This window comes from Paraburkholderia caribensis (assembly GCF_002902945.1).
Lineage (GTDB): Bacteria > Pseudomonadota > Gammaproteobacteria > Burkholderiales > Burkholderiaceae > Paraburkholderia > Paraburkholderia caribensis.
Genome location: NZ_CP026102.1, coordinates 1,456,746 through 1,469,229, shown reverse-complemented (window position 1 = coordinate 1,469,229; position 12,484 = coordinate 1,456,746). Strand labels below are relative to the sequence as shown.

Here is a 12,484-nt window from a genome sequence, read left to right as displayed (position 1 = left end):
GTCTTGTTCGGCCAATCAGGATGCCTTCGCGCGGCGCCGCCAGCGCCTGCAGCGGCACGGGTGCCGCGCGCGGAGCGCGGCAAGAGGCCCTGACGCTGGCGCGCCCATCATGGATTTCATTGACTTGCCAGGCACACACATTGCTAACGGTTTCACGCTGCTGTGTCCATGCAGACATCGTCATACGCCCCGCCCATTCCATTCGCCTGAGGAACACAACCATGCCCACCGATTCCCGCATTTCCGAGGGCCTGCCGTTTCCGCTCGGCGCGACCTGGGACGGCAGAGGGGTCAACTTCGCGCTCTTTTCCGCGCACGCGACGAAGGTCGAGTTGTGCCTGTTCGACGACGAAGGCAAGAAGGAACTCGAACGCATCGAACTGCCCGAATACACGGACGAAGTGTGGCATGTGCATATGGCCGGCCTGAAGCCCGGCACCGTGTATGGCTATCGCGTGCATGGTCCGTACGAGCCCGAGGCCGGCCATCGCTTCAATCCGAACAAGCTGCTGCTCGATCCGTATGCGAAGGCGCATGTCGGGTCGTTGCGCTGGGACCCGTCGCTGTTCGGTTATACGCTCGAAACGGAAGACGACCTCACGTTCGACGAGCGCGACAGCGCGTCTTTCATGCCGAAGTGCCAGGTGGTCGACCAGACGTTCAACTGGACCCATCCGACGCGCGTGCGCGTGCCGTGGGATCGCACCATCGTCTACGAGACCCACGTGCGCGGCTATACGAAGATGCATCCCGGCGTGCCGGAAAAGATGCGCGGCACGTTCGACGGCCTGGCGCAGAAAGCCGTGATCGACCATATCAGGCGCGTCGGCGTGACGACGATCGAACTGTTGCCCATTCATTCGTTCGTCAACGATTCGTACCTGCTCGACAAAGGGCTGACGAACTACTGGGGTTACAACACGATCGGCTTTTTCGCGGCCGATCCGCGTTACTTCGCGCGCGGCCCCGGCGTGATCGAGGAGTTCAAGGAGATGATCGACCGGCTGCACGACGCCGGTCTCGAACTGATACTCGATGTCGTATACAACCACACGGCGGAAGGCAACGAGCGCGGGCCGACGCTGTCGTTTCGCGGCATCGACAACGCGTCGTACTACCGGCTGATGCCTGAGGAGCGCCGCTATTACATCAACGACACGGGCACGGGCAACACGCTGAACCTGTCGCATCCGCGCGTGCTGCAGATGGTCACGGACAGTCTGCGCTACTGGGTGACGGAGATGAACGTCGACGGCTTTCGCTTCGATCTCGCGACCATCCTCGGGCGCGAGCCGTACGGTTTCGACGAAGGCGGCGGCTTTCTGGACAGTTGCCGGCAGGACCCGATCATCTCCAGCGTGAAGCTGATCGCGGAGCCGTGGGACTGCGGGCCGGGCGGCTATCAGGTGGGCGGCTTTCCGCCTGGCTGGGCCGAATGGAACGATCGCTATCGCGACACGGTGCGCTCGTTCTGGAAGGGCGACGAAGCGTCCGCCGCCGATCTCGCGAAGCGCCTCACCGCTTCGGGCGACTTCTTCAACCGGCGCGGCAGGCGCCCGTGGGCGAGCGTGAACTTCATCACCGCGCATGACGGCTTCACGCTGAACGATCTCGTGTCGTACAACGAGCGCCACAACGAAGCGAACGGTGAAGACAACAACGACGGCCATAGCGACAACCGCTCGTGGAATTGCGGGGAGGAAGGACCATCCGACGATCCCGAAGTGATCGCACTGCGCGAGCGGCAGAAACGCAATCTGCTCGCGACGCTGCTGTTTTCGCAAGGCACGCCGATGGTGCTTGCCGGCGACGAATTCGGCCGCACGCAGAAGGGCAATAACAACGCGTATTGCCAGGATAACGAGGTCAGCTGGGTCGACTGGACGGGTATCGACGACAACGGCCGCGCGCTCACCGAGTTCGTGCGCAAGCTGACCACGCTGCGTCACGCGTTGCCTGTGCTGAGGCGCAATCGCTTTCTGACGGGCGAGATGCGCGAAGACATGGGCGTGAAGGACGTGAAATGGCTGAGCCCGGCGGGCGTCGAACTAACGGGCGAGCAGTGGGACGATTCGGCGATGCGCTGCTTTGGCCTCGTGATCGACGGGCGCGCGCAGGCGAGCGGCATCCGGCGTCCAGCTTCCGACGCGACGCTGTTGCTTGTCATCAACGCGTATCACGACGTCGTCGACTTCACGTTGCCGGAGATACCGGGCAGCGATCGGTGGAGCTGCATGATCGACACCAACGCGCCGGAGCGCGACGAGTTGCCCGATTTCGAATCGGGTGACGTGTATCAGGTGACGGGCCGTTCGCTGTTGCTGTTCTCGTTGCATGCGAAGGGCGAGACGAAGCGGATCTTCCAGCGGCTCGAAGAGCGTTTGACGGAGTGAGCGGCTCGAAGGTGTGACCTTGCCGGCGCGGATCTATAGGCGTAGTGGCGGACCTGAGAGGAAGTGATAGCGGTAAAAAAACGGACCTCTTCGCGAGAAGAGGTCCGTTGCTATCTGCGCGCTCCGCGCGTGGCCCGCTGCGTCATCCTCAAGCGCTTCGCGCCACCGTGTCCTGCGCCGTGGCGCCATTGCTCCACACCGTCTGCGCGCTCGCTGCGCCGTTCGCGTTCGCGCGACGTTGCGTCGAGGCCGCTGCGACGCGGTCGACATCGACACGCGGTTGTGCCGGGCGTGCGTCCGTCAGCGTGCCATAGAGTTTCAGATACGCCTGCACCGGCTTGCGCCAGCTGGAATCGCACCGCATCGCATTGCGCTGCAGCGCATGCCACGACGAAGGCCGCATGAACGCGTCGAGCGCGCGCTGCACCGCCGCCGCGACGTCCTCGGGTGTTTCGCCGTCGAACAGGAAGCCCGTTGCGCCTTCTTCGGGCAAACCGAGTTCGGGCGAACGCTCGGGCGTGTAATCGACGATCGTGTCGCGCAGCCCGCCGACACGCGACGCGACGGGAATCGTGCCGTAGCGCAGCGCGTAGAGCTGAGTGAGCCCGCACGGCTCGAAGCGGCTGCCATGCAGCAACACGTCGGCACCCGCGTGCAGCATGTGCGCGCGCCGCTCGTCATAGCCGACGTACGCGCCGACGCGCTGCGGCCACGCGGCGGCGAGATCGCGCACGGCGGCTTCGAGGTACGCTTCGCCTTTGCCGAGAATCGCCACCTGTAGCCGCGGATGGCGTGCGAGCAGCAACGGCAGCGCTTCGACCACGACGTCCGCAAGCTTTTGCGACGTGAGACGGCTGCCGATCGCAACCAGCGGCGCGAATGGATCGACCGTCAGGCCGAAGGTCTGCTGCAGATCGCGCTTGCAGGCCTGCTTGCCGCGCACATCGTCGGCGGAATAAGCGCGTGCGATCAGCGGGTCGGCAGCGGGATTCCAAGTGACACTGTCGATTCCGTTCGTGATACCCGACAGCTTGTGCGAGCACGCCTGCAGCACGCCTTCCATCAGATGTCCGAAATGCGGCGTGAGAATTTCGCGCGCGTAGTTCTCGCTGACGGTGACTACCTTGTCCGCGTGCACGATGCCCGCTTTCATCATGCTGAGCGCACCGTAGAACTCGATGCTGCGCGGGTCCGTCAAGGCGGGCGCGAGCAGTTCGGGCGGCACGCCCATCCAGCTACCCAGCGCGAGCGGATAGTTGCCCTGGAAAGCAAGGTTGTGCACGGTGAACACGCTTTTTGCCGCGACGCCCGCGAGCTTCATCAACAGCGGCGTGAGGCCGGCGTGCCAGTCGTGCGCATGCACGATGTCGGGCGTCTGCACGCCGCGCACGCCACGCGCGATGCGCGTCGCGGCCGCGGCGAGCGACGCAAAGCGGATCGCGTTGTCGAGATAGTCGCGGCCCTGCTCGTCCTGATAGAGGTTGTCGCGCTTGAACAGATGATCCATCTGCAGGAGCAGGACGGGCACACCCGTATCGGGCATGTGCGCGCGTAACAGCCGCGCGTCCCCGCCCGGCAGGCCGCTGATGCGGCAGATCGGCGTTACGCCCGCCGCGCGTTCGAGCGCGGCAGGGTACGCAGGCAACAGAATGGTCGAAGCGACGCCCGCGTCGCGCAACGCGGCGGCGTAGGCACTCACCATATCGCCCAAACCGCCGGACTTCGCCAGCGGCATCGCCTCCGCGGCGACGAGAAGGACGTTCAGCGTCAAGGTAGTGACTCCTGGTGAAAAGAGTGAATTGAGTGGGACGCTTGGAATGGAATGCCGCCGTAAATGGCTGGCGCGATCCGTGGAGCGGACCGGGTCGGCGTTAGGCGAGGACGGCGGCATCGGAACGCAGCAAGCGGTGTGCCATCTGTACGCGCAGGTCGTGAAGCCGCTGCGGCGCGGCCTGGCGTTTTCTTCAGATCTTTACGGGGCGCGGGACTGCGGTGCATGAAGCACTGTAGAGGATGAAATGCGTCAACTTGGTGAACGTGCGCGTGATGAACGGTGCGTTACTGTCCGGATGTAAAAGCCATCGGACACCGTGAGGGTTTTACACAAGTGCGCCGGAGCGACCTGATACGGGGCGCATTGCGCGCCCCGTCCCCCGTACTACATCCGCGCTCTATTTAGCGCTCAGATATCGAGCCGCGAAATCTTCGCGCCTTCAAGCGACACGCCCGCCATCAAGCCGGCGTTGGTTAGCACGAATGCCTCGACGGGCTTGGTGGCGGTGGTCGTGTCGATGTTGCCGTTTGCGCCGACCTTCACGAGCGCCACGGTCGCATCGCCGCCGACCGACCAGCCCTGGCTGTTGCGGAAGCTGTCGAGTGCGTCCTGCGTCATGAACAGGAAGATCACGCCCTTCGACTGCGCGCCGATCTGCAGGCCGAACGAGCCCGCAGCCGTGCTGTAGTAACCCACCGTTTGCCCGCCGACGCGCAGCGACCCTTGGCCATATTGTCCGCCGATCCAGAAGCCCGCCTGAACGACGGATGGGAACACCAGTACGCCACGCGCTTTCGCGACCAGTTCGCGCGAGCCGTGCGCCGTCGTGTAAAGCCGTGAGAGCGTTTCATCGACGCTCGAATCGATTGCACGGCGTTTGTCCGAATTGCTGGTGCTGCTCGTCGAATGAGATCCCGTCATCGTGCAGCCTGAGAGGGCAAGACCGCCTGCAGCGAGTGCGGCGCCGGTGCTCAGTATGAAATTTCTTCTATGCATCGTTGTTCTCCTGTCTGTCAACGCGATATCCCGGCTAGCGCCTCCCTCGGTGCTTCGCCGCAGCCGCCCGGGCGCGCTAAACCATTGTGCGGCGAGGGCTGACATTGCGACAGCAGTTCGCGTGCCTGCCCCTGTCATGTCGCCGTCCATGATCCGTGAAGGCGCGTGACTAGTCCCTGGCGGTATGGAGACGACGTCACGGCGCAAACATGCCTGTATGAATTACACACACGTCAGGCGTCGTCAGAGGTGGCCCGCTTCAACAGTTCGAGCAGACGTTGCGGCGTCAGCGGCTTGGCGCAATGCGCGTCGAAGCCGGCGTCTCGCGCCCGCTCGCGATCGAGTTGCGACGCGTAGCCCGTACAGGCAATCAGCAACATATGCGAAGTCGATTCCGAAGCGCGTAGGCGGCGCGCAAGCTCCAGCCCGTCGACGCCGGGCATCGCAATGTCGAGCACGACGGCAAATGGCTGCCACTGGGACGCGAGTTCGCAGACGTCCTCGGCACCGTGCATCGCACGGCATTCGAAGCCGTTGGCGTACAGCAGCAGTTGCAGGGCGTCGGCGGCATCGGCGTAATCGTCGACGACCAGCACGCGCCGGTTGTCGGCCATGTGCGCGCCGATCGCGCGCCATTGCAACTCGTCGTCGGTGTCGTGCGGATTGTTCGTTTCCATATACGCGGATCTCCGTTCGCCGCTGTGTCGTCTCGCTGTGTTGTCTTTTAGCGTCCTGAGTCTGCGAATTCAGCAAGGGGTGGACCCGAAACGAGCCGGGAAAGCGAGCACAGGGTTGCCGTCCGGAATGGAATGAATTGCCGTTAATTGTCAATTTCGGCGCATGTAGGGGTTAACCAGACGCAATTGGCGACGGTTAAAAAGGCGAATTAGCTAAGCCTGTTGTTTATACGGAGACTTCCCGTCTTATTCATGCGACATAAATGCCGATTCGGATTTATATTCTGATCGGCGCCGCGATACGGGATTCGATGTAAGGCGCCAGTGGCCTGAACACGGCGGGCGCCGCAATGCGCGCTTTCAATAAGACAGCGAAGCGAGGGACTATGAATACATCGTCTGGGATGGGACGGCGTGCGCTCGGCATGGTCGGCGGCGCGGCGCGTCTGGCAACCGTGGAGGTGTTGCGCAAAATGCATGACGCCAATGCCAATGCGCGTATGTTTCAGCCACTCGATATTGCTGTCGAACGCATATCGGATATCGAGCGCCGCGCGTCAATTTCTTATGTCGCGGGTTCAGCGAAACACAAGTTGGGCGTATTCGACGCGATACGCGATTTCGAACAGCGCGGCTTGCCCGCAGTTGCGTTGCCATGCTTCGAAAGCCATCTGTTTATCGACGAATTGCAGCAGAACACCACGCTCGCAATCGTCGACATGATCGCCGCGCTGTTTGCACATATTCGCCAACGCTATCCGCTTGCGCGCCGCGTCGGCGTGCTGAGCTCGCCGGTGCTGTGCGAGCGACGTCTGTTCGAACGGTATGGCGCGCGCGCCCGTGTCGAGATTGTGAGCGTTCCCTTGAAGGGCGCGGACGGGTTGCGCGAAGCATGCGAAACGCTGATCGGGCAGGGCGTCGATGTGCTGCTGCCGGGCTGCACCGATAGCGCGTTGTCGCTGCGGCGGCTCGGCGCTCTCGGCGTGCCGGTCGTCGACAGCTATTCGGTGTACGCGCAACATCTGCTGTTCGCGGAACAGCGCAGGCCGGCGCGCCAGATCAGGCTTGGCGTGGTGGGCGGCGTAGGGCCCGCCGCGACGGTCGACTTCATGCACAAGGTGGTGCGCAATACACCCGCCGCGCGCGATCAGGACCACATCAAGGTGATGGTCGAGCAGAACCCGCAGATTCCCGACCGCACCGATCATCTGACGGGCGATGGCGCGGACCCGACGCTCGCGCTCTACGCGACATGCAAGAAGCTCGAAGACGGCGGCGCCGATCTGATTGCGATTCCGTGCAACACCGCGCATGCGTTCATCGAGCCGATCGAAGCGCGCTTGCGCGTGCCCATCATCAACATGATGAACGTGACGGCCGACTATCTGCGCGCGACGTTTCCCGCCGTCGATCGTATCGGCCTGCTCGCCACGGACGGCACGATCGCAAGCGGCGTCTATCGCACGGCGCTCGAAGCGCGCGGCATGACCCAGGTGCTGCCGCCGCCGGCCATGCAGGCGCGCGTGATGAATGCGATCTACGGCACGCGGGGCGTGAAGGCAGGCTTCACGGCGGGCGAATGCGCCGACGACATCGTCGCGGCCGTCGACAGTCTGTTGTCGCAACAGGTCGAAGTCATTCTGCTTGCCTGCACCGAGTTGCCGCTGCTTTTTCCGCAAGCGGCGACGGTGACGCGCAAAGGCCGTAGCGCGCATCTCGTCGATCCGACGGACGTGCTCGCGAGATGCTGTGTCGAGTTTGCGCGAGGTACGCCGCTCGCCACGCCGGCAAGCGCAAGACATGAAGCGTCGCCGGTCGAATATGCCGTTCATGCGAATCGGAACGAAAGCAATGCGGCATTTAATGCCGAATTGATTTAAAGCACTTCACACGATGACTTTCGTGTTTCTTTTCGCTTTCTGATAGCTTTCCGATAAATAATATTTCAAGGTATTTCGTTCCCTTGTCAAACGTTTCACAATAACTTCTTCATTCGACTTCAGACTGCGTTTCCAGCGACGGCCCGCCCTCCCATGCAAGCCGTCATCCGTCGATTCCGCTGGAACCTGGACGCTCGAATGAACGGACTTCATCTCTCTTCCTTGCGCGTGAGCGCAATCGTTGCGCTTGCATCGTTCGCGCTCGCGGCGTGCGGGGCAGACGACGCCGCCACGGTCAGCAACGCGACGCCCACGGCATCGCAAGCCAGTCCCGCTGCGCCTTCCGCGTCGCTGCCTGCATTAACGCCGCCGTCTTCCACGACGGGCAATCCCGCCAACGCGTTCAATACGCCGCAAGCGAGCGGCATGAACGCCAGCGGCAACACGCGAAGCGACGCGCAGGACAGCGCCGCCATTCTCAGCGCGCAGGCAAGCCTCGCCGCCGACAACCAGCAGGTCGCGCCTGTTCTGCGCTACGCGCCGGGCGAAGAGAGCCATTGAATCGACGTTCACGCAATACAGAATCAAAGAGAAAAAGAAACGCGCGTGAATACGCGTGGTTATTCCCTTGTTAATTCCTATCCCCCGAGAAGAAGGCAATAACATCATGACATCCAATAGCCGTCGCCGTTTTCTAAAGACCGCCGCAACGTCCGCGGGCGCCGCTGCCGCCGTGACGATGCTGCCGGAATCGATCCGCAACGCGCTTGCCGTCCCGGCCAATTCGCGCACCGGCTCGATCCGTGACGTCGAGCACATTGTCGTGTTCATGCAGGAGAACCGTTCGTTCGATCATTATTTCGGGCACATGCGTGGTGTGCGTGGCTACAACGACCGCTTTCCGATTCCGCTGCCCAACGGCAAACCCGTCTGGTATCAGCCGTCGAAGGCCGATCCGACCCGGCCCGTGCTGCCGTTCCACCTGAACACGCAGACCACCAGCGCGCAATGCGTCGGCGATCTGGATCACTCGTGGTACAAGACGCACGGCGCGATCGACGGCGGCCGCTACGACCAGTGGCCCGCCAACAAGACGGACATGACGATGGGCTATCACCTGCGCTCGGACATTCCGTTCCACTATGCGCTGGCCGATGCGTTCACGATCTGCGACGCGTACTTCTGCTCGCTGCCGGGACCGACGCACCCGAACCGCTCGTACCTGATGACGGGCACAGTCGACCCGACGGGCACGAAGGGCGGCCCGCTGCTCGACAACAACGATTTCGTGGATGGCGACGTGCCGCCGAAGTATCAACTGCTGTCGTGGACGACCTATCCGGAGCGTCTGGAAGCGGCCGGCATCTCGTGGCAGATCTATCAGCAGGGCACGGACGGCTCGGACCCGCTGAACGGCAACTACGGCACGAACATCCTGCAGAACTTCGAGAACTTCATCAACGCGCAGCCGGGCTCGTCGCTGTTCCAGCGCGCGCAGACGGTACGCACGATCGACGACCTGAAGGCCGACGTGCAGGCCAACCGCCTGCCGCAAGTGTCGTGGCTGTGCCCGCCCGCCGCGTATTCCGAGCACCCGAAGTACACGCCCGCGTACGGCGCGGAGTACACGTCGCAGATTCTCGACGCGCTGACGTCGAACCCCGAGGTGTGGAGCAAGACCGTGCTCTTCATCATGTATGACGAGAACGACGGCTTCTTCGATCACGTCGTGCCGCCGCAAGTGGCGACGTCGCGCGCGCAAGGGCTTTCGACGGTGACGGCGGACGGCGAGATTCACGACGTTGTCAATCCTGGCCGCGGCGGCAGCTATACGGCCGACAACCTGCCGTACGGTCTTGGGCCGCGCGTGCCGATGACGATTGTCTCGCCGTGGACGAAGGGCGGCTTCGTGTGCTCGCAGGTGTTCGATCACACGTCGGTGATCCGCTTCATCGAAACGCGCTTCGGCGTGCATGAGCCGAACATCACGGCATGGCGCCGCGCGGTGTGCGGCGACCTCACGACGGCATTCGATTTCCGCACGCCGGACGCGAAAATGCCGCCGCTGCCGGATACGAGCAACTACAAGAGCATGGCCGACAACCAGTGCGCGACGCAGCCCGCGCCGACCGTGCCTGCCGTGCCGGGTGCAATCGATCCGCAGGAACCGGGCATTCGCTTCGCGCGTGCCTTGCCGTACGAGTTGCACGTGAACGGCAAGGTCGACGAGAAGGCCAACTCGCTGACGATCGAAATCGGCAATACGGGCGACCAGGGTGCGCACTTCTATGTGTATTCGACCAACCGCACGGATGGTCCGTGGCGCTATACGGTGGAAGCGGGCAAGACGCTGAAGGACGTGTTCAACCTGTCGTCGACGAACGGCGTGTATGCGTTCACCGTGTACGGTCCGAACGGGTTCGTGCGCCGCTTTGCAGGCAACGCGCAGCCGCAGTCGAACCAGGCCAGTGCGCAGGGCGGATTCGGCCATAAGCGCAAGCCAGCGTTGCCGGAAGTGAAGACGCATTACGACGTGGGCAACGGCAATGTGTATCTGAAGTTCACGAATCACGGCGACAGCATCGCGCGGTTGTCGGTGGTCGATAACGCGTATGGCGCGCATCCGCGTCCGGTGATCGTGCCGCCCAACGGGTCGATCGAAGAGGTCTGGGTGCTGTCTGCGAGCCATCACTGGTACGACCTGACGGTGAGCGACAACGATGACGCGTCGTTCCAGCGCCGCCTTGCGGGTCACGTCGAAACGGGCAAGACGAGCATCAGCGATCCGGCGGCTGTCGTGCCCGTCATGGTGGCGTCGTAAGCGGCGTGAGCGGTAACGTATAGAACAGCGCAAACCTGGCCCCGGCATGATTCAGATGCCGGGGCTTTTTGTTTGTCTGTTTATCAGGAAGGGCGTTCACACGCCTTCGGCCAGCACGCCGTCGCGCGCAACGATCCGCCCATTCGCCACGACCAGCTTGCGCACGGGACGTGCCGCAACGGCATGCGCGAGCGTTTCTGCATCGACGAGCACGAGGTCCGCGCGCGCGCCCGCGTGCAGCCCGTAGTCGGCGAACCCGCAGCCGCGCGCAGCAGTGTGGCTCACGCAATCGAACGCGATGGTGAGCGCATCGTCGCGGCGCAAGTCGTAGCGCATGCCGATCAGCATTGCGCGCTCCAGCATGTCGGGCGAGCCGAACGGGTTCCACGTGTCGCGGATGCCGTCGTTGCCGCCGAAGAGCGTGACGCCTTTCTCGATGCAGGCGGCGAGCGGCGGCACGGGCACGGAAGCGGGCGCCGTCGTGAGCAGCGCGACGTCCAGCAAGGCGAGCCGCTCGAGCAGCGGATCGCGCTCGCGCGGCGCGAGTGCGCCGAGGCAGAACGCGTGGCTGATCACGACGCGGCCCTGCATGCCGAGCGCCTCGACGCGATCAAGCAGCAGCTTTAGCGTGAAGGCGCCGATTTCGGCGGGTTCGTGCAGATGGATGTCGATGGGCTTCTGATGACGTGTGGCGAGATCGAAAGTCGCGTTCAGCGACGCGACGGGGTCGCCGTCGATCAGGGCCGGGTCCAGCGCGCCGAGCACGTCGGCGCCGCCGCGCAGCGCCTTGTCGAGCAATGTGACGGTGCCCTGACGTTCGAGCATGCCCGATTGCGGAAATGCAACCGTCTGCATGTCGAGCACGTCGCGCAGTGCGTCGCGCGTCTTCAGGACGCCTTCGAGGTGCTTCAGGCCGGCGTCGGTATCGATATCGACGTGGGTGCGCAGGCGGGTCGTGCCCGCCTGCAGGAAGGCACGGGCCAATGCGAGCGATGCAGCGGCCGCGTCGTGTCCGCTTTGCGCGCGAAAGCGGCGCTCGTTTTCGATGCGATCGGTGAGCTTCGGACCCACTTCGTTGCGATACCAGCGCATGCCCCACATCGTCTTGTCGAGATGCGTGTGGCCTTCGACGAAGCCGGGCAACAACAGCGCGCCATGGCCATGTTCGCGCGCGACATCGTTTTCGACCTGTAAATCAGGGCCGATCGCATCGATGCGGCCATTGACGATCGACACGTCGACGCGCGTGCCATCGGGCAAGCGTGCATCGACGATCAACAGCGGCTCTGTCATGCGGACTCCATTTTTCTCTCAGCGTCAATGCGTTTGAGGCGGCGTCGCGTCCAGAGGGTCCATAGCGTGAGCGAGCCATAGACGCTCCAGCGCAGCGCCGTTGAAATTTGCAACGCCAGCTGGGCGTCGCTCAGGTTCGTCACGACCCAGTAACGCGCGGCGTTCTCGGCCGTCAGACCGATGCCCCATACCAGCGTCATCCGGCGGATCTGTGCGACGAGCGCGGGACGCTCGCGATAGTGGCGCTCGAACGCTTCGACACCTTCGCGCGATTCACGCGACGCCGTCGAACGCGCGAGATAGTAAACCAACGGCTTGCGCAGCAGCAGCGACAGCAGAAACGTGACGCCGATGACGGCCGCGACCATCGGGTCTTCGAGCGCGCGCCGGTGCTCGCCGCGGTCGATCAGCGCCCATGCCAGCAGCGGCAGGATGCCGGCTAGCACGATGGCGCTCAATGCATCGAAATGCCGCGAGTGGTACAGGTCCCATGCGATCCACGCAATCAACGGCGCAGCCGATGCGGCGAGCGCACCCGTCGTGCCCCAATGCGGCAGCGCCAGCCGGTACGCGAGCCACGGCAGCGCGAGATTGACGACCATTGCGGACAGGTATCGGTATGGAACCTTCATACGTCCTCTGCGCTAGCG

9 protein-coding genes are annotated in these 12,484 nt (G+C 63.5%); 4 read left to right on the top strand and 5 right to left on the bottom strand.

Annotation, left to right across the window (positions count from 1 at the left end; translation table 11 throughout):
- Positions 1-221: 221 nt before the first annotated feature.
- On the top strand, positions 222-2,393 hold the full coding sequence (gene glgX, locus C2L66_RS23030) for a glycogen debranching protein GlgX (protein ID WP_060606515.1): 2,172 nt from the start codon (positions 222-224) through the stop codon (positions 2,391-2,393).
- Between the two features lie 148 nt (positions 2,394-2,541).
- On the opposite strand, the gene glgA is transcribed toward glgX, so the two are convergent.
- The 3 genes from glgA to C2L66_RS23010 form a co-directional block, all read right to left on the bottom strand.
- Positions 2,542-4,164 carry a glycogen synthase GlgA gene (gene glgA, locus C2L66_RS23025; RefSeq protein ID WP_054934920.1) on the bottom strand — a complete coding sequence of 541 codons (1,623 nt, stop codon included), beginning with the start codon at positions 4,162-4,164 and terminating at the stop codon, positions 2,542-2,544.
- A 411-nt stretch (positions 4,165-4,575) separates the two neighbouring features.
- Entirely contained in the window at positions 4,576-5,163 is a 588-nt protein-coding gene (locus C2L66_RS23015) for a BPSL1445 family SYLF domain-containing lipoprotein (RefSeq protein WP_054934918.1), read from the bottom strand.
- Between the two features lie 233 nt (positions 5,164-5,396).
- Positions 5,397-5,840 carry a response regulator gene (locus tag C2L66_RS23010; RefSeq protein WP_054934917.1) on the bottom strand — a complete coding sequence of 148 codons (444 nt, stop codon included), beginning with the start codon at positions 5,838-5,840 and terminating at the stop codon, positions 5,397-5,399.
- A gap of 386 nt (positions 5,841-6,226) precedes the next feature.
- Between C2L66_RS23010 and cuyB the strand changes: the two genes are divergently transcribed.
- The 3 genes from cuyB (at position 6,227) to C2L66_RS22995 (ending at position 10,541) form a co-directional block, all read left to right on the top strand.
- Positions 6,227-7,720 carry a cysteate racemase gene (gene cuyB, locus C2L66_RS23005; RefSeq protein WP_060606521.1) on the top strand — a complete coding sequence of 498 codons (1,494 nt, stop codon included), beginning with the start codon at positions 6,227-6,229 and terminating at the stop codon, positions 7,718-7,720.
- Positions 7,721-7,918: 198 nt separating this feature from the next.
- Complete coding sequence (locus tag C2L66_RS23000) at positions 7,919-8,281, top strand: hypothetical protein (RefSeq protein WP_060606524.1); 363 nt, start codon at positions 7,919-7,921, stop codon at positions 8,279-8,281.
- Positions 8,282-8,387: 106 nt separating this feature from the next.
- Positions 8,388-10,541, top strand: coding sequence for a phosphocholine-specific phospholipase C (locus tag C2L66_RS22995; protein WP_060606527.1), 2,154 nt, complete (start codon positions 8,388-8,390; stop codon positions 10,539-10,541).
- Positions 10,542-10,637: 96 nt separating this feature from the next.
- Here C2L66_RS22995 and C2L66_RS22990 read toward each other — a convergent pair whose 3' ends face one another.
- Together C2L66_RS22990 and C2L66_RS22985 are read right to left on the bottom strand one after the other, a co-directional pair.
- Positions 10,638-11,834: an amidohydrolase family protein gene (locus tag C2L66_RS22990; protein ID WP_060606530.1), complete on the bottom strand. Its 1,197-nt coding sequence runs from the start codon at positions 11,832-11,834 to the stop codon at positions 10,638-10,640.
- Positions 11,831-12,466: a VC0807 family protein gene (locus C2L66_RS22985; RefSeq protein WP_054934909.1), complete on the bottom strand. Its 636-nt coding sequence runs from the start codon at positions 12,464-12,466 to the stop codon at positions 11,831-11,833. Before C2L66_RS22985 ends, C2L66_RS22990 begins: the two co-directional genes overlap by 4 nt.
- Positions 12,467-12,484 lie beyond the last annotated feature (18 nt).